28 protein-coding genes and 1 pseudogene are annotated in these 17,769 nt (G+C 41.4%); all 29 read right to left on the reverse strand.

Annotated elements, in window-relative coordinates; translation table 11 throughout:
- Positions 1 to 325, reverse strand: a pseudogene (locus HT711_RS01335) (autolysin); the annotation flags it as partial.
- Positions 326 to 327: 2 nt separating this feature from the next.
- Positions 328 to 657: a phage holin gene (locus HT711_RS01340; RefSeq protein WP_112445247.1), complete on the reverse strand. Its 330-nt coding sequence runs from the start codon at positions 655 to 657 to the stop codon at positions 328 to 330.
- A gap of 4 nt (positions 658 to 661) precedes the next feature.
- Positions 662 to 1,429, reverse strand: coding sequence for a hypothetical protein (locus tag HT711_RS01345; protein WP_112445249.1), 768 nt, complete (start codon positions 1,427 to 1,429; stop codon positions 662 to 664).
- Between the two features lie 5 nt (positions 1,430 to 1,434).
- Entirely contained in the window at positions 1,435 to 1,767 is a 333-nt protein-coding gene (locus tag HT711_RS01350) for a hypothetical protein (RefSeq protein WP_112445251.1), read from the reverse strand.
- Between the two features lie 6 nt (positions 1,768 to 1,773).
- Entirely contained in the window at positions 1,774 to 2,259 is a 486-nt protein-coding gene (locus tag HT711_RS01355; protein WP_112445253.1) for a hypothetical protein, read from the reverse strand.
- Between the two features lie 13 nt (positions 2,260 to 2,272).
- Positions 2,273 to 2,710 carry a hypothetical protein gene (locus tag HT711_RS01360; RefSeq protein WP_112445255.1) on the reverse strand — a complete coding sequence of 146 codons (438 nt, stop codon included), beginning with the start codon at positions 2,708 to 2,710 and terminating at the stop codon, positions 2,273 to 2,275.
- Positions 2,711 to 2,720: 10 nt separating this feature from the next.
- The gene (locus HT711_RS01365; RefSeq protein WP_173214043.1) at positions 2,721 to 2,873 is read right to left on the reverse strand and encodes a hypothetical protein; all 153 of its coding nucleotides are present in this window, start codon (positions 2,871 to 2,873) and stop codon (positions 2,721 to 2,723) included.
- Positions 2,866 to 3,462 carry a hypothetical protein gene (locus HT711_RS01370; protein WP_188111559.1) on the reverse strand — a complete coding sequence of 199 codons (597 nt, stop codon included), beginning with the start codon at positions 3,460 to 3,462 and terminating at the stop codon, positions 2,866 to 2,868. Before HT711_RS01370 ends, HT711_RS01365 begins: the two co-directional genes overlap by 8 nt.
- A 15-nt stretch (positions 3,463 to 3,477) precedes the next feature.
- Positions 3,478 to 3,876, reverse strand: a complete 399-nt coding sequence (locus HT711_RS01375; protein WP_173214041.1) for a hypothetical protein — start codon at positions 3,874 to 3,876, stop codon at positions 3,478 to 3,480.
- 8 nt (positions 3,877 to 3,884) lie between these two features.
- Complete coding sequence (locus HT711_RS01380) at positions 3,885 to 4,283, reverse strand: hypothetical protein (protein WP_173214039.1); 399 nt, start codon at positions 4,281 to 4,283, stop codon at positions 3,885 to 3,887.
- 1 nt (position 4,284) lies between these two features.
- Positions 4,285 to 5,331 (reverse strand): hypothetical protein, encoded by a 1,047-nt coding sequence (locus HT711_RS11025; protein ID WP_188111560.1) that lies wholly within the window; start codon positions 5,329 to 5,331, stop codon positions 4,285 to 4,287.
- A gap of 10 nt (positions 5,332 to 5,341) precedes the next feature.
- The gene (locus HT711_RS01390; RefSeq protein WP_173234953.1) at positions 5,342 to 5,860 is read right to left on the reverse strand and encodes a hypothetical protein; all 519 of its coding nucleotides are present in this window, start codon (positions 5,858 to 5,860) and stop codon (positions 5,342 to 5,344) included.
- On the reverse strand, positions 5,847 to 6,902 hold the full coding sequence (locus HT711_RS01395) for a baseplate J/gp47 family protein (protein WP_173234955.1): 1,056 nt from the start codon (positions 6,900 to 6,902) through the stop codon (positions 5,847 to 5,849). Before HT711_RS01395 ends, HT711_RS01390 begins: the two co-directional genes overlap by 14 nt.
- Complete coding sequence (locus HT711_RS01400) at positions 6,899 to 7,297, reverse strand: DUF2634 domain-containing protein (protein WP_000106741.1); 399 nt, start codon at positions 7,295 to 7,297, stop codon at positions 6,899 to 6,901. Before HT711_RS01400 ends, HT711_RS01395 begins: the two co-directional genes overlap by 4 nt.
- Entirely contained in the window at positions 7,294 to 7,590 is a 297-nt protein-coding gene (locus HT711_RS01405; protein ID WP_049500563.1) for a DUF2577 family protein, read from the reverse strand. The genes HT711_RS01400 and HT711_RS01405 overlap by 4 nt, the downstream gene beginning before the upstream one ends.
- Entirely contained in the window at positions 7,591 to 8,556 is a 966-nt protein-coding gene (locus HT711_RS01410) for a hypothetical protein (protein WP_143951951.1), read from the reverse strand.
- The gene (locus tag HT711_RS01415; protein WP_173234957.1) at positions 8,553 to 9,215 is read right to left on the reverse strand and encodes a LysM peptidoglycan-binding domain-containing protein; all 663 of its coding nucleotides are present in this window, start codon (positions 9,213 to 9,215) and stop codon (positions 8,553 to 8,555) included. Before HT711_RS01415 ends, HT711_RS01410 begins: the two co-directional genes overlap by 4 nt.
- Before the next feature lie 14 nt (positions 9,216 to 9,229).
- Positions 9,230 to 11,674: a tape measure protein gene (locus HT711_RS01420; protein ID WP_173234959.1), complete on the reverse strand. Its 2,445-nt coding sequence runs from the start codon at positions 11,672 to 11,674 to the stop codon at positions 9,230 to 9,232.
- A gap of 168 nt (positions 11,675 to 11,842) precedes the next feature.
- Positions 11,843 to 12,244 carry a phage portal protein gene (locus HT711_RS01425; protein ID WP_050253802.1) on the reverse strand — a complete coding sequence of 134 codons (402 nt, stop codon included), beginning with the start codon at positions 12,242 to 12,244 and terminating at the stop codon, positions 11,843 to 11,845.
- An 18-nt stretch (positions 12,245 to 12,262) separates the two neighbouring features.
- Positions 12,263 to 12,727, reverse strand: a complete 465-nt coding sequence (locus tag HT711_RS01430; RefSeq protein ID WP_173234961.1) for a phage tail tube protein — start codon at positions 12,725 to 12,727, stop codon at positions 12,263 to 12,265.
- A gap of 18 nt (positions 12,728 to 12,745) precedes the next feature.
- Positions 12,746 to 14,029: a phage tail sheath subtilisin-like domain-containing protein gene (locus HT711_RS01435; protein ID WP_173234963.1), complete on the reverse strand. Its 1,284-nt coding sequence runs from the start codon at positions 14,027 to 14,029 to the stop codon at positions 12,746 to 12,748.
- Positions 14,029 to 14,229 (reverse strand): hypothetical protein, encoded by a 201-nt coding sequence (locus HT711_RS01440; protein WP_050390753.1) that lies wholly within the window; start codon positions 14,227 to 14,229, stop codon positions 14,029 to 14,031. Before HT711_RS01440 ends, HT711_RS01435 begins: the two co-directional genes overlap by 1 nt.
- Positions 14,216 to 14,638 carry a DUF6838 family protein gene (locus HT711_RS01445; protein ID WP_173234965.1) on the reverse strand — a complete coding sequence of 141 codons (423 nt, stop codon included), beginning with the start codon at positions 14,636 to 14,638 and terminating at the stop codon, positions 14,216 to 14,218. Before HT711_RS01445 ends, HT711_RS01440 begins: the two co-directional genes overlap by 14 nt.
- A complete protein-coding gene (locus HT711_RS01450) occupies positions 14,628 to 15,056 on the reverse strand; it encodes an HK97 gp10 family phage protein (RefSeq protein ID WP_173234966.1) in 429 nt (142 codons plus the stop codon). Before HT711_RS01450 ends, HT711_RS01445 begins: the two co-directional genes overlap by 11 nt.
- Positions 15,043 to 15,399: a hypothetical protein gene (locus HT711_RS01455; RefSeq protein WP_173234968.1), complete on the reverse strand. Its 357-nt coding sequence runs from the start codon at positions 15,397 to 15,399 to the stop codon at positions 15,043 to 15,045. The genes HT711_RS01450 and HT711_RS01455 overlap by 14 nt, the downstream gene beginning before the upstream one ends.
- 1 nt (position 15,400) lies before the next feature.
- Positions 15,401 to 15,754 carry a hypothetical protein gene (locus HT711_RS01460; RefSeq protein ID WP_173234969.1) on the reverse strand — a complete coding sequence of 118 codons (354 nt, stop codon included), beginning with the start codon at positions 15,752 to 15,754 and terminating at the stop codon, positions 15,401 to 15,403.
- Positions 15,755 to 15,771: 17 nt separating this feature from the next.
- Positions 15,772 to 16,023, reverse strand: a complete 252-nt coding sequence (locus HT711_RS01465; RefSeq protein ID WP_050253780.1) for a hypothetical protein — start codon at positions 16,021 to 16,023, stop codon at positions 15,772 to 15,774.
- A 15-nt stretch (positions 16,024 to 16,038) separates the two neighbouring features.
- Positions 16,039 to 16,953: a capsid protein gene (locus HT711_RS01470; RefSeq protein WP_173234970.1), complete on the reverse strand. Its 915-nt coding sequence runs from the start codon at positions 16,951 to 16,953 to the stop codon at positions 16,039 to 16,041.
- 26 nt (positions 16,954 to 16,979) lie between these two features.
- On the reverse strand, positions 16,980 to 17,546 hold the full coding sequence (locus tag HT711_RS01475) for a phage scaffolding protein (protein ID WP_173234971.1): 567 nt from the start codon (positions 17,544 to 17,546) through the stop codon (positions 16,980 to 16,982).
- Positions 17,547 to 17,769 lie beyond the last annotated feature (223 nt).

Raw genomic sequence — 17,769 nt, forward strand, 5'->3', positions numbered from 1 at the left:
GCAATTCGATATAAAGGCGATAGTCTGTCATGAACTCTTCTTTAGTTGAATGGCTTTCAATCAATTCAACTGCTGCATAGGTCTCAACATTCCAACCACCCCCAACGTCCCAGGCACCATTATCAACAGGTCCTACCTGCATAACACGGCCATTTCCAACGACATGAGAAAAGAACCCAAGTCCAGGGTCCTTTCTATAGTGGTAGTCCGCCTCATTTTGAGCAGTTGAGTTGCGGTTGCCTGTTGAGTGAGCATGTACTTGTCTATAAGGTTGCACTCCGACTTGTGGCAAGCCTGTACGTAGTCTGCTTGTATCGATATCCATCCCTACTCCCTCCAAGCGTCATTCATCTGCTTCACGGCTGACTCCACAAAGGTGTCCAAGTCCTTGTTCGTCATGCTGATGTTATATTTGGTCAGCTCTGCACGGATTTTAGCACGAGCCTGTGCCAATTTTTCATCTCCCTTGTAGCCAGTTTCAGCAGCTACCTGCTCAACGGCATTTACTGCGTTCTTGGCTAGGATTTCAGCGATTTTTACCGCCTTTTCTCCACCTTTTCGTAAAAGATAATCTTTTACTGCTTTTACGATATTTCCTACTGCTACAGCTAAAAAGCCTGTCGCAAAGGCAATGATGAGTTCGTTAAATTGTGTCATATGTTTATCCTCCTATAGTTGGTAATGTTGTAGGCCACTCATCTTCTGTTAAATAAGAAAATGGGTTGACGTGATTTTGCTCCACGCCTAATTCACTAGTTACAATCTGCAACTTCAATCCACTTTTTTCGCTATACTCTTTATAATGGTTATACTTATAATGAATAATCACAGCACCCGTTCCTTGTGCACCTTCTGAATTTTCAGCACTTGCAGTATTAGAATAAATATCATTATAAGTATTAAATATAGTCTGAGCTACATCATCAACAGGTTTAAAACCATCAATAGATAAGTTATCATCTGACTCATAACTGCCTGGATCTAGTATTAAATTAGTATCAGGTCTAATTGCACTAGTGTTAATTTTAAGTTCAAACTTAACATGTACAACATTATTTATACGTCTGAAATACATTCTGTTTATGACATTTTTATTCGTATCATACTGCCAACCTAACACCCAACCAGTGTCACCTTCAACAACTTTCCAACCTTGATTTCCACCATCAGTAATCTTAATCCATTTTAAAGCACCGTTAGTTTTAGCTGTGTCGATGTAAGTCACTCCTATTTCTGCACTTATACGCCCTTCTGGTGAGCCAGTGCCACGGATTTCATGCCCTACATTATCTGGTAACGGTAGGGTGACATGATTGCCTCCAACAATTCCAAGGGTAATTCCTGTCAGTGTCAGCCTTGGTTCAGGCTTTTGGCTCAGCTCCTTGACATCTCGCCCAACTGTTTGGGCAAATTCCTCTAAATTACTCATAGCGATCACGCTTTCGCTGCATTATAGGTTGCGACCAAGTCAACATTGGCAATCTGATCTACACGTCCGCTGACTTCAGTTACTTTGCCAAGAAGTGCGCTATTTTCATCTTGTCCCATACTTGTGATTTTTTCCGCGATTTCTTTCAGTGTGTCAAGATTTTCAGGCGTTCCCTCACCCAAGATTTCAGCCTTAACCTCGGATTTAGCTTGAGTGACTGCCTGAGAGATAGCTTGCGTCATTGCTGAGGTTTCTACTTTAGTGCTGACGCTCTGCTTAACTTCCTTGATATCTGCTCCAACTGCTTGTGCGAATGCTGTTAATTTTGTTGTGTCCATTTTTTTCTATACCTTTCCAATATTATAAAAGAAGAGTAGATCGGGAAATTCCGGACATGCTCCACCTTCTCTTGCAGGTCTTCCTGCAAGTTGTTTTTTTACTTCTTTTTCGATGTCTAATTCCTTCAAAGTGTAGACATCTTCCGTAACCAATTCTTTATCTGAGTCTTCAATTTCAATATAAGTATCTCTATCGCTTGGGAAGATATACCCTCCAACCGAGATTTCCACTCGGTATTTTCCGCTTGGTAGAATACTATCTAAATTAAAATTGACAGAATGGCTAGTGACGGGAGCAGTTGTCTTCCACCTGCGTTGTCCCTTTGTTAGAGTAACAACCGCATCTTGACCCTCAAATAAGGTCATGACACGGTAATTTTCATCTAACAATTCAAATCCAAAAGTAGAAGACAAATCCCCTTGTTTAATAAGGTCGCCACCATCAATCCGAACCAAATTGGTTGTATTAACTCTACGTTTGTTACAACCCATTCTGCACCTCTTTCTAATCATCTACTAAGATGTCTTCCTTAATCTCCAATTTTTCAAAATCGTTGAATAAGCGGTCTATGTAGCCATTACCTCCTAAAGCCTTGTAGCTTTTGTGCAGACTTTCCACTAGGGAAAATTCGTCTTTTGAAGTGAACCCTCTACGAATAGCCCGTCGCATATCACGGTCAAGGCGCAACTTCATTGTATTTAGATGCGCCTCGTCGTGTACTTTTAACTTCTCTTGTACTTCATCGATTTTGGAATTGCTATCTTTAGCGGTAGTCTGGACATCTTCAATCTGTTTCTTGACATCGGTTAGTTCCGAGACGATTTTATCTGTTTCTTCTTTTGTTTTCTTCGGCATTTTATAGCCTAACCAAGCCACGACGATTGGCGTCGCTACTGGTAGCACATTCATAAAGAAATGTTCTGTTTGTTGTAAGACATCCATAAGCACCTCGCTAGTCTGCCAAATGGCTCAAACCACGTCTCTTCAATTCCTTGCGCACACGGTCTTTCCAGCGTTTATGTACCCATGAAAAGTCAACTGCTCCACGTTCCAGTAGGTTGATGTACATGTCGATTTTTGCTTGGTCTAGTGTAATCTTACTCATTGTTGCTACCTCCATTGTCTTCACTAGGGCTCTCTTGGTTTGTCGTTTCAGAAATGTCATCTTCTTTCTCGCTTTCTTTGTTATCTTCTACCGCTGGGGTTGGTTGTGTAGGTGCTTCTGCTACTGGTTGTTCAGTAGTTGGCTGCGCTGGGGCTGGTTCATCAGCTTGGTTTTCTGTGTCCGTAACCTGAGGGGTGTCCTCCTCTGCCTCCTCTTTCTCCTCCTGGTCAGACTCTCCTTGAGCTTCCAGCTCTTCCAATCGTGCTGAGATATCCTCAATATCCTGAGCATTCTGGAGATTGACCTTCTGCATGCCATCCATGAGTTGGTTGGCTTTCTCCAGCGCTTCCGTCGTTTTAGCCAATTGTTCTTGCGTTTTAGCCAATTGTTCTTGGTTTTTGACAATGGCGCTAATTGGGTCAAGTTCGGTACGTAGAATCTCTTTGACTGCTTCAATGAGCGTTTCGTCCGTGTCACCCAAACGGTCACCCTCTAACTCGCGAGTGAAAAAAGTAAACGGCTTGTCACATTGAATAGAGACTTCCGTCTTGCCAACTCTAAAAAATTTATTTACTAATACAAATTCCATGTTAATTTTCTCCTCTTAAATGTAAATATCTATTGTTCCAGCACGATAGCGTTGTTTGAAATCTGAAGCTTCTTGGTTGCTGTCGAACTCGATATGTAATTGTTTATCTGCAATGTAATTGTTTTCACCTGAGTATCTTGTGTATACATAAACTCGATTCGCATAGAAGACCTCTGTATCATAATTACCATAATTAATAAGTTTAAGTTTTCTGTCTTCACTATCGAAACTACTTGCTAAACTTATGAAATTTCCATCTACAGCAACCGTATTAGATGAATGTGGATAAATAAATGCGCTTTTTAAATTATTAAAACGTTTTAAAAACCGCCATTTTTGCCACACTAACTTACTTCCAACATACCGTTCTATAATCTCATGTCCTCCGACATAGATTCCTTCTCTTGTAGCCATAATACCACCTACTCATACACATCATAGATTGTGTTGGGATCTTTAGTTCTAACTGCTTCATATTGGGCTTTCGAACCGTACCAGTATTTCATTTGCTGGTTCCCGTTCTGGTTAATCAGCTTATTAGCGACCACTTCGGACGGTGTACTTGGAATTCCAAGCGCCGACCTGTTTACTCGCAAGACACCCGAACTATCGACTGTAATCGTCGAGTTATCAGGCCTGACAACTCCGTTTGAACCAGCTGTTGCGGTTGTGGGAATTGAACTCACTCCGTTTTTGAAAGTCTGCACAGACATTTTTTTCAACCCACGTCCATCATGAATCATGATGTTGTCTGAGTTGTTAACCTGACTAGCCTGTGGCAAATCAGTTACTTTTCGTGTCTGTGTACTAATTACTGCCATATTATACCTCCATTCTATATTTCCAATCTGCGACAATCACATGACCATTTTCGTCCGCAAGTAAGGTATGTTCTGTACCGTCTTCCGTACGAATCGGAGCAGTGAAGTCATTCTGCAAGAACATATACTCGATAGCATTTAGTCTATCTTCATGCTCCTGAAACTCACGCTTTAAAGCCTCTACAGACTCATAACTTGCTTGTCTTACGTTGTCTACGTTACCTAGACCAACTTGATGCTTCGTAACGCTATGTGGATTGTTGCGATTAGTTGCGTGATTGTTAAAATCTTGCTTACTTGCTTGCTCAACATTCGTGACATTCCCTAGTCCCACTTGTTGTTTCGTTACATTGTGTGGGTTGTTTCGGTTGTTGATGTGACCAGTAAGGTCAACCTTCTCAGCCTTGCTTCTAGTGAACTCGTCAATCTTTTCAGGCAGACCGTCGATGTCTGCAACCTTGTGACGATGGGTTGCGTCGGCTTTCCCGTTCCATTTTGTGCGTTCCTCAACCGATACATGTCGTGATATATCCTTGATATGATTGTCAATGCTATTTTGCAACTTAGTTTCTGTCGCTTTTAATTCAGGGACAGTTGCATAAACCAAGTCAGTCGCATTGTATTGAATGGTAATCTGACTATTCTTACTAATAGTCGTATTGAAATCATAATCTCGATATACATAAGCAGATGTTTTAGGAGGAATCACATCTCCCTGTTCTGCCCAAGTGTACATGTACATGAATTCTTCATGATTCCCACGTTTTGCAAACACACCGATTTCGTTCACAATCATTTCACGCTCAATCCGTGAGTTATCAAACCTCGCTGTGAGACGAATCGTGTCAGCGATATCAGTCGATAAAGACTGCGTAACTTGCAAAGAATGAACTATTTGAGCTACGTCATTCTTCTTGCCTGCGTCCGTCCGATGTCGTCCGCTCCCCAAAGCTATTCGAGTGAAAACCAGTGGTTCTCTATTTTGAATCGCTAAGGCTGTTTCGCTGATTGCTTTATCGGTCACAATAGGCTGGATAAAATATCCCATTTATTTCCTCCTATTCAAATCGAACTGAACGAATGTCTCTAAACGTGTGAGCACCGATATAAATCGCGTTCATCATAGGTGCTTCAACTGAGAATTGAATTCCTAAATGAGCAGGAATCAACTCACGCACATACTTTAAAAAACGGTTCAAATATCCGGTCGGTAGTTCTCCTAAAAATCGAATATGTACCGCCGAACCCTTGACCGTTACTAAATTATTGACATTCGTAAAGCTCTTTGTAATTTTTTGTAAACTCACTGAGTTTATTTTTATTTTGGAAGAAATTAAAGTGATTAGATACCGCCTTCGCTCTTCCAAATCAATTGTTTTCGGTTTTACCTGCAAAGCTTTTTCCCAACGTGCAATCCAGTCTTCGGTCGCTTCTGGCAACAACATCAACCGTCTTGTGTCAAAGATTAAGTCTGTAATCAATTCCAGCTCTGGAATCTCAGTTTCAAACAAATCATTGATTGTTGGATCTAAGACCTCTGGCAAAGCCGATAACATACGATATCTAACTTGTGACATTAATGGTTACCTCCGCTAATTTAGGAAGCATGTTGGTAGAAAGTTCAATACTTTGTTCCCTGTCATTCAACAAAATACGGTCCACATCTCGAACCCCATTAATTCTGTCAATGATCGTGGCAACTTTATAATTTCGAACCTCTTTCTCTTCAAATGCTTCTTCACGTAAGTATTTAATGAGTTGGACTTTCGCCTCGTGCTTGATGGTTTCGATATCTACATCTTCATCAATCTTGATCGTTGCGGTAATACGAACGTCGTAGCCACTTACAGACTGCACTGTCACATAAGCACCAATCGGAGCAACGCCTAATCCGTGGCCACTCGGTTCAGGATCCAAGTAATTCTTGAACTTATTTACCAGCTCTGCACTCGCTTCATTACCGTCAGCATCCGTAATAGATACACGGACTGTATTTTCACCCTTCCAAAGTGGCTCTACCAAGGCCGAACCAACACCAACAAACTCACTTGCCCATTTCTTGTATTGGGCAATGTTTCCGTTTAAAGTCGGTGTTTTAAGATACTCAATGGTCCGTTTACGGAGTTGTTTATCTGTCTCTTCGTCTTCTCCTACAACGATAACAGAACCAATTTCTGCCCCTTTAAAACCATTCAACACATCAATATTGATGAGTTGACCTCTTACATAGTTGGGAGCATTTCCGACTTGTTCAGCTACTACGCTATACTCGAATCCGGAGCGGCGTTCCAAAACACGGAAATTATACTCACTATTAACCACACTAAAACGGGTTCCTAGTGGGATTTCCTGTTTGAATTGAACCAATCGGACCGATGCCGTGGCTGGCAATCGTTCAACTCCAAACTGTCTACATAAACGAGTTAGGAAGATTCCTGTACTTGTATCTAAAAAGTTGACTTCCTCATACGATTTTAAGACCGTATACTGAATGGCAACTTCTCGAGCTGCAGGCGCTACTAGATTGTACAAGACAGACCCTTGTCTCTTGTCATACTTATCATCAAACAAGGCCAGCATATCCTCTAAAATTTCTGGATATGTTTTTACCTTTATCATCGTTTCACCTCCAAATCCATTTCAAATGTTCCAAAATCACTATCAACCATGAACTGCACATAAAACTCATCTTTTTTTACCTTGGTAGAAAAAGAATGAGCCTCATGAATCCTGTCATCTTCATACAAGGCCTCTTTTATGCGCCGTGCGATATCCATTTGGGCATAGTCCATATCTCCACCAAATAAAGCATCTAACTCCACACCGTACCGATGGTCATAAATCGTATAGATGAACCGTTCAGTTGTCAGCATGCGTCTGATTGATTGCTTCAGAGCATGAATGCCATCTGTTTCTAGCAAGATATTAGTTTCATCTAGTGTTAAGCTAGGCTGTTTCTTAGCTTCAACAACATTTTTAGCGATGTTTAAAAAGTTTGTTTTAGGAGTACTCATTCATCAGAACCCCCTTTCACTTTGCGCTTGTAGTGGAATATCTTCTTGTACAAGACATAATAAAACCCTCCACCATCTTGTCTGATGAGATGAAGGGTTTGGCCTACGTACTCAGGATCCAATGCTTCATCGGTCCATGTGACAGCAAGCATAGAATCATCTAAAATCAACTCATTGGTCAACTGGATTTTGAGTGGAGAAACCGATAAAACTACACCAGTCGTTATCTTTGCGAACTGGCGATTTTCAATGAAATTACTAATCAATTTCTTTAGATTTTCTATTACTTCCATCTACTCACTTCCTGCCATGAATAATTTAATTTCCATCGTGTGCTTTTCTGCACTGAAGGAATGAGTTGCCTCTTCAATGACATACCATCCCTTCTTCTCAATATCCTTAACATCCACATAGACTGCATGACCTGCTAAAAAATCAATACTTCCAATATCGGCTTTTAGACTGAAAGTTTCTTTGGGACGGTTTTTCATCTTCAAGAGCATTTCGCCCCATTGCTTGATTTGCCCCTCAGTTGCTTTCTCATCCACTTTTTTCATGTACTGGAGTTTTCCCCAAGCGCCGATATTGTAGCTGTCCTGATAGATGTAGACCTCTCTCTTTTTGGTTTCTTTGTTCTCTTGGATCAAGCGGACAATATTAGCACTATCCTCAATCGAACCTTCAAACTCAAAGCTAGACATAAAGGATTCATTGCCTATAATGTACTGGATTGGTAAGTTTTTCGGAGTTGTTAGTGTCAACTCTCCGAACTTGTCATACAAAACCAGCAACTCTCCACTTTGCACCAAGGTCTCGTCCATGGCCTCTTGGATAATATCCAGAGCCTTCTTATCTTCCTTCAACTGAGGGGATAAGGTCACGGCTGGGGCTTTTAGTTCCCCAATCTTCAAATCAAAATCTCCTGCGATTGCCGAGACGATTTGATTGACGTTTTTATCCTTGGCAACAAAGTTGATATTGCGTAGTAAGTACTTTATCTGATCATGAAAAGTCAAGGTTGTTTTGGTATCTTTTTCGTACTTGATTTTCGTCAAATAACCAAAGAATACCTCTTTATCATCTAGCTTGAAAGCGAGCGGAGAACCGTATTCAAAGGCTACTTTTGTAGAGTTGTACAAGGTAATCTCCACGCTCCAAGCTGACCCTTTTCTAGTTGTCTTGAATTCGACCTTTTCAGACACAGTTGCTAAATCCCAGGTATCTCCAGTTTTATTGTTCTGATAGAATAATTGCATCATGGTATCACAAACTCCTGTCCAGGATAAATCCAATGAGGGTCTTTGATTTTGTCTTTGTTGGCTTCGTAAATTTCAGTATATCGACTACCGTCTCCGTAAAAGGTCTGAGCAATTCCCCAAAGAGTATCACCACTCACGACCGTATGGCTTTTTTGAGCAGGTTTCTCTGTTGTGGCACTACGTTCTTCAGTAGCTTTTGCCTGAGGTTTCTTTTTAGTAGCCTCGAGTGCTTTTTTGTCTTTGATAGTAACCTTCCGTGGCTTGTGAGACCGATATTGTAAAAACTTAATCTTGTATATCAGGTCATTTTCATATCCTGTTTTGGTAGAGACATCGAACTGCTCCACTAGAAATTTCCCGTTAATAGCAGAACCAAAAGCACCCCCAATCATGAGTTGAATAGGAGTGCCTTCCGTCTTAAATTTACGAATAGATGATACAAAGGATTCTGGAGAGACACGGCTATTCCGTTGGTAATTTCCGTCGTATCTTCCACTAGGAATAAAGGATTCAAACTCAATCGATTGAAGCTCTGGATTTCCGACAAGCGGAACGTTACCAGTATCGATGATAGCGACTGTCTCAATTCCTTGTTTGTCCTCCAGTTTGATTTCTTCTGGATTCACTGGCAATTTAATACCTTCAATAAATATAAACATCTGCTACCCCCTTCCTAGTAAGCCATGAGGCCGTCAGCGCCATTATTCAAAGCGTCTACAATCGTTGCATTCAAATCATCCAATACGTTAGCATACTGGCCAGCGTTGTTAATGGAGTCAATGTTGGTGACAATCTCTGGCTTCAAGGTAATAAAGTTCTGTTGCCACTTCATGGTCGCAACGTCCTTAATCAGCTTGATGTATTCATCGTCCAGTTTGATTTCATCTTCAATCTTGCCGACTTTGTCTAATTTACCACCAGTAGGGTTGTGGCCACCGCCACCGCCTTTTCCTCCGTCTCCTTGTCCAGGTACTGAACTTGCTGGGCTGAGTTCATAAGGTGTAGTGCCTTGGTCACCCAAGAAATTGTTTCCTGCACCGTTGGCATCTCCAGCACCTTTGAAGAAACCACCTACAGCCTTATCAATCCCTTGGCCGAATTTATAGCCGTTATTAAAGGCCCCACCGACGCTACCAAATTCAAGATAACCCAGTTGTGGAGTCTCTAGTTCGGGAGTTTTTAAGTTAGCTTGGTGGTTAATAAGACCATCTGCCAAATGCAAACCTTCAAAAGTCTTCTTGACAGGTTTTTCCATGCTGTCGATGGCGTTAGCGATATCACCAGCAAAATTCGTTCGACCAAGAGAAACCGTTCCAACAGCGCTCAGATTTAGACCGAACCCATTCAAGAACCCAATCATCTTATTAAAGCCACCCAGAACAGAGTTAATCATGCCCTCGACTGCACCGATAACACTATTAACCATGCTGTCTACAAATCCAGCGATAGCGACCGCCATCCCTCTACCACCTTGGGCAATATCGTACCATGCCATTTGACAGTTATAAGTCAATTCATTCCATAGATTTATAGCTCCCGTAATAAACCAGTCGATAAATTGCAAGATTCCTATTATAATCGTTAGAATGAAACTATAAATCCCCATACCTATCATCATGATGCCGTTAGCAACACCAAAAACAAGTTGTAGGACCATATTTATCACCCATATAATGATATTGATAATCCCGATAATCACATTCCAAATTATCATTCCAAGGGCAAATATCGCTCCCATGATGATTCCTGTAGCTGATAAAGCTGCACCAGTAAGATTGTTAAACCATGCAACCAAGGCATAGAATAGACCAATCAGAATGATGACTGCCATCACAATCAACATGATTGGATTCATTGCCATCACTGCATTAAAACCAGCCATAGCGGCTTTCGCAACATTTGTAACGATACTAAATAGATTGGTCACTATACTTGCTGCGTTCATTGCGACTATATAAGTTCCTATAGCAATTGCCACAGCAATAATAATCGGTTGAATGACAGACCAGTTATCAGCCACAAATTGAGCAATCGGCGCCAACATACTCCAAACAGCCCCAATCATATCCATAGCAAAGATAACCGCTTGGACGACATATTGAAGCACCGTGGCTACAATCTGGGCGAATTGTTGGAAGGCAGACGAGTTCACTATCTGATTAATCTTAATCGATATTGGCTCAAGTGCCTTGGTCACAAAGTTCAGGAAGTTCTGCCATGCCCTGCCCCACGTCATAGGCATGTTGCGGAATTGCTTGTCAATCGTTTCGCTTGCATCCAGCATGGCAGTTTTGACAATGTCGGCCGTAATCTTCCCGTCTGCTCCAAGTTTCTTAACCTCGCCACGGCTAACGCCTAGCTTATTGGCAATAGCTTGGATTAAGGCTGGTGAAGTCTCAGCAAGGGAACGCAACTCGTCACCCTGCAACTTACCACTAGCCATAGCCTGAGTAAGCTGAAGCATGGCGCTTTTTTGTTCTTCAATGCTTGCGCCACCAACAACAAAGGATTTGTTCATAGTTTCCAAAAAAGCAATTGTTTCGCCGTTGTTTTGGAAAACATCGCCAGCTTGCATCCTCATCTTAGCGACACCGTTCGCCATGGTTGTATAGGCTGAGCCTGTACGTTGTGCGGATGTATAGATAGACTTTTGTAGTTGCTCCGTCGTCTGCATACCGTCACGAATCATATCTAAACGAGCATGCATATTAGCATACTCGTCTGACATGCCTATAGCTTGTTTAGTAATCGTACCGACTGCAATACCAGCTAAAGCGGTCTTCAACAATCCTTTCAAAGATACTAACTTACTTAATTTGTTAGAAGCGTTATTAGAGGCATTCCCTAAATCTCTTAGAGCCAGTTCTTCTTTTTTTAGTCCTGCAGCTGCTAGCGTTGCACTGTTGACAAACCTACCGTTGACATCAGCGACTCGCCCAGCTTTATTGACAAAATATTGACCAGAATCACCAGCTTTTTTCATAGCGGACTCTTGAGCCTTCATAGCTTTATCTATGCCAGAGCCTGCATTTTTGACACGCTCCATAGTCGCATAGATTTTATTTAAAGTGCCTGTGACTCTATCGGTCAAAGACATGGTTGTTTGTATATTTGCCAATAGAATCACCTCACTTCTTCATTGCTTTTTTACGTTGTTTCGCCTCTTCATGCATGACTGCAGCGAAAAAGGCTTTTTCTTCTACATCCATATTCACAAATTCACTAGGGCGAATGTAATAGTTTACGAGGGCGAAGTAGGCAAGTTGTGCCTCCGCGTCCTCTTTTATTAGTTTTTTGCCTCGTCAACCTTGTCTTGGAATGTTTGGTTGATACCGCTGAGTTCGGTCACAGCTTCCAAAATCAAGGCGCTTTCGCCCCAGTTAAACATAGTACCGAATAACTCAGAAGCTCCCATTGCTCCATACGAATCTTGTAATTCTTTATCGTTAAGGTCAGGAACCACGATAGACGCAATACAGATTTCACGGTTATATTTAACACCGTCAAAGACACGCTCTTGGCGTCCATTGCGACCAGGTTTATTGACAAAGCAACGGTCATTGATTAAGTCCGCTTCACGTGCGCTCAAGACTCGAATTTTAACTGGTTCCTCAAAAGAAGGAAGCAAGACATCCTTAGTCTCTTCCCCTTTTTTATTTTGTTTCAAAAATGCTTTTAATCCACTCACCACTATTTCCTCCTTATGTTAGTATATAATTTCTTGGAATTCTGATAAAATATCAAAATCTTGGAATGTGAAGTCCGTTTCTTCGTCAATGACCTCATCCGCTGATCCATCTAGTTTAAAGATAAGTGATTCTTTGAACAGAACCCCTTTCAAAACGATGGTATAGCGACCTGCACGAGATGTGCGGTCTTCGTTAGTACACTTGATATCAATACGAGGCAAAATACCTTGTTTGACATAGTTTAAAGCCATCGCCTTTAATTCTGGACGGTGGTAGTACATCTTCAACGAACCTGTACCTTCTGCGCCGACAATCTTACCACCCTTCATACGAGAGTTGAGAGGGGTAACATCAGCTTTTGTGTATTCAACCTTCGCTTCTAGCGAGATAAGCTCTGCTAGTTCATATTGCTTGTCATTGATTGTAAAGAAGACTGTTCCTTCCTTAGCTGACAAAGCATCTAATTGGTTCATAATAGCCATTAGCTAGTTTCTCCTTTCTTAATCACAGATAACCGTCATGTACAAGATTTCCATAGCGTCCGTCAAGACAACTGGCAAGTTTACCACGACAGATTCTTTGGTGATACCTTGTGAAATCTCAATATCTTTGGCTTTATACTCCAAGGCTTGCTTTTGAGCAAGTGGATCAAGGACCATTGTGATGATTCGCTGTTTAAACAACTCACGACCATTCACGTTGTTTGGCACTTTACCGATGAAGTAGTTCTCAAAGATATACTTGACATTGGTATTGATATTATCCATGGTGCGGACAAGTTTGTTCTTACCAAAAATACGGCTGTGTTCTACCGTATAGCTAGTAAATGAGTTCACATCTGACAGGATAATCACTTTTTCATTTCGATAAGCAAAGATAAGCTGACCTTTATTGATGAGCTTTTCAGCCTCTGCTTCGTTCTTACGCTCACAGTCGATAGCGCCTGGATAAGACTTGAATGTATTGGATTGCAAGCCAGCCCCTGCATACTTACCAGCTACGAAGTAAACACAGTCCTTAGCGCCTAGTTTCGTACCATCGCTCAATGTAACCCCGTTACCGACTGATACAACACCTTCATCGTCAGCATCCGTGTAATCATTCAAGACTGCAATAACTGAACGACCAGCGTCACGCCATTTCTTAATATGAGCCGTAACAAGTGCTTTCGTTGCACTTTCGTCAGTACCTAGAGCCAAGACACGGAAGTCTTGAGTGTCGAGTGCATTTAGGAAATCTTCAACTTCTGAATTGGTTGTAGCACCATCAGTACCACCTTCAAGCAAGATTGTCTTATCTTCTGTCGTTAGAGTACCCGTTACGTTCACATAGTCGTTCTTAAATGGCAAGGCTGTGATGATTTGTTTGTCAACTTCTTTGCCAAAGAAAACAGTTGTCACTTCAAAACCAGTCTCGACTTGTTTCTTGAAGATAACATGAATATGGTTACCAGCCAATCCTTTGTATTTAGCTGTAACGACCATATCGCTTTCTGTTTTCGTAGCCTGTACCCCAGCATTGTTCACACCGTTGTAGACAAGAACCTTGCCAGTTCCTTTCAAGGCCTCACGAATCGGAAGGAGTTCATCAATCGGTTTACCAAATAGTCGGCGGAAGTTGCTTGTGCCGTCAACAAGTGTGAAAGCACCAGGTTCTCCCCAAGATCCAGCAATCATAACTGCTGCAATCGTATTGTCTTCCAAAGGAATAATCACATCATCTCTTGATACGAAATTGATGTAGGCCTTTGGAACTCGTTTATTCTGTACTCTCCATTGTGCCATTAGTTAGCCACACCCTTTCTCCAGTCTTCTAAAATGCGTCTTACTTCTGCTAGTGAGTATGACTGGTCATCTTCCAGCAAAATGTTTAACAAAGTTGCATCCTCTTCAAAATACTTGAGTAATGCCTCTTTGCCAAATTTATCTTCAGTGGTTGGTACCACTGGTTCGGTTACATAACCTACTTCTTCATTCATTTCCATGAGAAGTTTCACCTATCCTTTCTAATATTTGCATTGTCGGTTCTTCTTCAACCCATCGAACGTATCGAGTGATTGTAAATGTGCATATCAAATCATTCGCATTGTATTCTACCTTCAAGTCATTGATAGGGTACTTATCCCCTAAATAACGAAAAGAAGGCGAATGAAACACCGTTTCAATCTCCTCAAACTTCTGGTATAAGTCGGTTGTTTTTTCGGTATAGTAATGCAACAAAACAATAAAAACCTGCTTATCGTTTTGGTTTGCCAACCGCTTCCGAGTCACAGGTTTCACATCTACAATGAAACAAGGTGTTTTCAATCCTTGCTGGATTTGTTCATCATACACCTTGCACCCAAACACATCTTTGAGTTGCTTGATGACGAGTGGTCTAATACTATAATCCACCTAGTTCCTCCTTTAGCCTCTCTTCGATTTGTTGCGTGATTTGTGGGATTTTCTGTTTAATCTGCTCTTCTGTCAATCTCATCATAAAGCGCCCTTCGACCCAAGGATTGACCAAGCGTTTGCCAATTGCAGGGACATAACGCCCTACTTGTTGGCGGTGTCCGCTTTCAACGAAAGAAGCATACTCCATAGGGTTAAATGCGATAACCTCGTACACATTCCCATTTTTGCTTACTTCCATCTTCCACGATTGATTTAACTTACCTGTTAGGCCCTTGGGTGTTCGTTCCTTAACCTCTTTCAAAAAGGCTAGGCCGATATCTTTAGCAGCCTGCATAAACTCAGAATCAATAATTGTCTGAGCTCGTTCAAGCCGTTTCAAGAACTCTTGAACATCACTATCATCATAGCCACTCATGTCGTCTCACCACAATTTCTTGATGCGTGACATAGACCATCGGGTCTTCACTGGTCAGGTATTTAACACCGTCCACAATCAATTTACTACCAGCTTTGATAGTAAATTTAGGCGAACAGAAAATCTTGTGCTCTGTCTTGAGTTGGTGTGCTTCGTTCTGCTCTGTATTCACTAAGTTGCGAACAGAGACACGACATGGAACCTTCTTATAGATTTCTTTGAACTCTACAAAATCAGCTCCGTTGGGTTTCGTACCCTCGACAGTAGCAAATACATCCATCTTTTTATCATAGGTCCATTCAATACTTGGTCTTGCCTGAGATAGGACATCATTGATATTCATCCTACCACCTCAACTTTCTGAACCTCTGTAGCTGACTGGTAAAGTCTAGCAAGACACGTTCAGCCCGTCTAGCAAGGTCTGACTTCTCCAATTCGACACGAGTATCTCCAACGGAAATAGTCTTGCCTTGAACAGCTTGGTCAGGATTACAAACAACATAAACCATCTGAATGGCCACAAATCGCAACTCTAAAGGAAAATCCTCACGATTACAGTAGTTAAGAATGTTCTGCATGACTTCATCGACTACTAACTCTTCTAGATAGCATGTATAACGTTGTTCATACAAGTCAATCAAGGATTGTCTAGCATTCTCATTATGCTGTTGAATTTCTTCAAGTGTCATCTTCTCCATCAGCAGAAACACCCTCCTTATTTCTCTTCTTCGTCTTTCTTGCTTGTTTTCTTAGCTTTCACTTTTTCAAGTTCTGCAAGAGCCTTGTCACGTTCTGCCACAACTGCTTGATACTCCTGAATGGTATAGGTACGTCCGCTGGTTGCTGGCTCTACGACGACATATTCGCCATCTTTGATTTTTACCACATCGTAGCCATCTTCAAGGAAGGTTGCTTTTTCTAGTTCATCGATATCTAGGACACGATTTTCTTTCTTTACTGTTATCATTTTCTATCCTCCTCTTTAAGGTGCGACAACAAAGGCTAGACCTTCATGTTTAGTCTGGAATAGCAATACATCATCGTAAGATTGTTCGTAATACAAGTAGTTACCGCTTGAAGAAGCACTTGGTGCGTCAAGTCCAACAAATTCATATTTTTGTGGCGCTGCCATACATGGAATATGAATCAAGAAGAAATGGATTTGTTTAGCAGTTGGGTCAACTTTAGCGCCATTTGTGAAGTTGTACAAGGTCTTCATGCGGTCAGATGGAATAGCTGGTTCAATCGTCACATCGTCCAAACGACCGATAGAACGGTCAATCACCGTGCCTTGACCGTGGATATTGACTGTACGGCCAAATTGCTTGATGTTCTTGATCATACGTTTAACTGCTGGGGTACAGAAAATAACACGACCTTCTGCTGGTACTCCAGCTTCGTCCATTTGTTCCATCAGCTCATCGAAGGTTGCGAGGAAGTTTTCCTCAGTCAAATTCAATGACTTAATTTGTTTACTTTCTGTATCAAGTGCTTTCTTACGGGAGAACAATTTAGATACCATGAATTTATCCATTTCTGGAACTTTTTCAGTATCGTTGAATGTCTTAGTAATGTTAGCAATGGAAGTAACATAGTTAGTTTCATCAACATCTGATGGGTCTACTAGTGTTGACCAATAACGCTCATTAGTCAATGTGTATGTTTCCCATTGGTTTTCATAGTTAGCGTCAATATTCGTAATCGTGCGACGTGTACGGTCCTTGCGCCCTTCTTTAATCAAAAGACGCGGCACTTTCACTTCTTTAGCTCCTGTAAATTTCAAAAGCGTGTTTGATGGAGAGTTCCAAAGTTTGTTAGTGAATAACAGTCCGTTTTCACTATAACGATTTTGCAAACCTTGTTGGTAAGCCTGTGCATAGTTCAATGTTGCTGGCATATCTGTTCCTCTTTTCTATTTTTTGATTATAGATCTGACGTAAACGCATTGATCATCTGCGTTGTCAGGTCGTTAGCAACTGTTTCTTCTTGTGTTGCCCCTTGTGGCTTAGCACCAGCGATATGTGGTTCTACAGCCTTTTCTGGAGCAAATAAAAAGCCTTTAGATTCCTTCAAAGCCGTTAACTGTTCATCTAATCCAGTCACCGCTCCGTTGTCACCTAATCCCAATTTAGACTTGTCTAGTAGACTAGACACGATTCCAGCGTCATGAACCTTACCGCTCAAGTGCATTTCAATAGCATGATCTAACTGCATTGTCTTGAGTTGTTGTTCATGTTCCTTCTGTTGTGTCTTATACTTGCTGTCCAAGTCTGAGTATTTTTGTTGTAGTTCAGCATTGCCCTCAGCGTCTTTCTTGAGCTGTTTCATGTCCTTATCACGCTCTTCCAACTGGTCTTGCAAGCCCTTGGCATTATCTTCTGCAGCAGACACCTTTGCTTGTAGGTCCTGTGTTGATTTCCCGTGTTCGGACATAACTGCTTCAACTTGTTCCTCAGTCAATCCTAACTGTTCCAAAAATTTACGATTCATTTCTTTTCCTCCTGTACGTTTGTTTAACGTAGCAACGACCACGACATTTTGGTAAAGTAAAAAAGCCTTTTAACGCCATGCTCAGGGCGAAAGACACTAGTCGATTTGAACTAATTTAGCAATTCGATTATGTAAGTCTCTGATTTTTCGCTGTTCTTCTATGTGTAGCACTAGCTTTGTTGTAATGACGGTTACAGCAATTGTTAGTGCTATTTTTGTATAC

The sequence above is a fragment of the Streptococcus sp. 1032 genome (genome assembly GCF_013277015.1).
GTDB lineage: Bacteria > Bacillota > Bacilli > Lactobacillales > Streptococcaceae > Streptococcus.

What these genes read in the sequence shown, in the direction of transcription:
- HT711_RS11025 (WP_188111560.1), bottom strand. Translation starts at nt 5,331, where the DNA reads ATGGGATATTTTATCCAGCCTATTGTGACCGATAAAGCAATCAGCGAA.
- HT711_RS01465 (WP_050253780.1), bottom strand. Translation starts at nt 16,023, where the DNA reads ATGATAACAGTAAAGAAAGAAAATCGTGTCCTAGATATCGATGAACTA.
- HT711_RS01470 (WP_173234970.1), bottom strand. Translation starts at nt 16,953, where the DNA reads ATGCCAGCAACATTGAACTATGCACAGGCTTACCAACAAGGTTTGCAA.
- HT711_RS01390 (WP_173234953.1), bottom strand. Translation starts at nt 5,860, where the DNA reads ATGTCACAAGTTAGATATCGTATGTTATCGGCTTTGCCAGAGGTCTTA.
- HT711_RS01430 (WP_173234961.1), bottom strand. Translation starts at nt 12,727, where the DNA reads ATGGCTATTATGAACCAATTAGATGCTTTGTCAGCTAAGGAAGGAACA.
- HT711_RS01435 (WP_173234963.1), bottom strand. Translation starts at nt 14,029, where the DNA reads ATGGCACAATGGAGAGTACAGAATAAACGAGTTCCAAAGGCCTACATC.
- HT711_RS01345 (WP_112445249.1), bottom strand. Translation starts at nt 1,429, where the DNA reads ATGAGTAATTTAGAGGAATTTGCCCAAACAGTTGGGCGAGATGTCAAG.
- HT711_RS01375 (WP_173214041.1), bottom strand. Translation starts at nt 3,876, where the DNA reads ATGGCTACAAGAGAAGGAATCTATGTCGGAGGACATGAGATTATAGAA.
- HT711_RS01410 (WP_143951951.1), bottom strand. Translation starts at nt 8,556, where the DNA reads ATGATGCAATTATTCTATCAGAACAATAAAACTGGAGATACCTGGGAT.
- HT711_RS01400 (WP_000106741.1), bottom strand. Translation starts at nt 7,297, where the DNA reads ATGAGTACTCCTAAAACAAACTTTTTAAACATCGCTAAAAATGTTGTT.
- HT711_RS01415 (WP_173234957.1), bottom strand. Translation starts at nt 9,215, where the DNA reads ATGTTTATATTTATTGAAGGTATTAAATTGCCAGTGAATCCAGAAGAA.
- HT711_RS01350 (WP_112445251.1), bottom strand. Translation starts at nt 1,767, where the DNA reads ATGGACACAACAAAATTAACAGCATTCGCACAAGCAGTTGGAGCAGAT.
- HT711_RS01365 (WP_173214043.1), bottom strand. Translation starts at nt 2,873, where the DNA reads ATGAGTAAGATTACACTAGACCAAGCAAAAATCGACATGTACATCAAC.
- HT711_RS01395 (WP_173234955.1), bottom strand. Translation starts at nt 6,902, where the DNA reads ATGATAAAGGTAAAAACATATCCAGAAATTTTAGAGGATATGCTGGCC.
- HT711_RS01370 (WP_188111559.1), bottom strand. Translation starts at nt 3,462, where the DNA reads ATGGAATTTGTATTAGTAAATAAATTTTTTAGAGTTGGCAAGACGGAA.
- HT711_RS01450 (WP_173234966.1), bottom strand. Translation starts at nt 15,056, where the DNA reads ATGAGTGGCTATGATGATAGTGATGTTCAAGAGTTCTTGAAACGGCTT.
- HT711_RS01355 (WP_112445253.1), bottom strand. Translation starts at nt 2,259, where the DNA reads ATGGGTTGTAACAAACGTAGAGTTAATACAACCAATTTGGTTCGGATT.
- HT711_RS01340 (WP_112445247.1), bottom strand. Translation starts at nt 657, where the DNA reads ATGACACAATTTAACGAACTCATCATTGCCTTTGCGACAGGCTTTTTA.
- HT711_RS01405 (WP_049500563.1), bottom strand. Translation starts at nt 7,590, where the DNA reads ATGGAAGTAATAGAAAATCTAAAGAAATTGATTAGTAATTTCATTGAA.
- HT711_RS01440 (WP_050390753.1), bottom strand. Translation starts at nt 14,229, where the DNA reads ATGGAAATGAATGAAGAAGTAGGTTATGTAACCGAACCAGTGGTACCA.
- HT711_RS01460 (WP_173234969.1), bottom strand. Translation starts at nt 15,754, where the DNA reads ATGGAGAAGATGACACTTGAAGAAATTCAACAGCATAATGAGAATGCT.
- HT711_RS01475 (WP_173234971.1), bottom strand. Translation starts at nt 17,546, where the DNA reads ATGAATCGTAAATTTTTGGAACAGTTAGGATTGACTGAGGAACAAGTT.
- HT711_RS01455 (WP_173234968.1), bottom strand. Translation starts at nt 15,399, where the DNA reads ATGAATATCAATGATGTCCTATCTCAGGCAAGACCAAGTATTGAATGG.
- HT711_RS01360 (WP_112445255.1), bottom strand. Translation starts at nt 2,710, where the DNA reads ATGGATGTCTTACAACAAACAGAACATTTCTTTATGAATGTGCTACCA.
- HT711_RS01380 (WP_173214039.1), bottom strand. Translation starts at nt 4,283, where the DNA reads ATGGCAGTAATTAGTACACAGACACGAAAAGTAACTGATTTGCCACAG.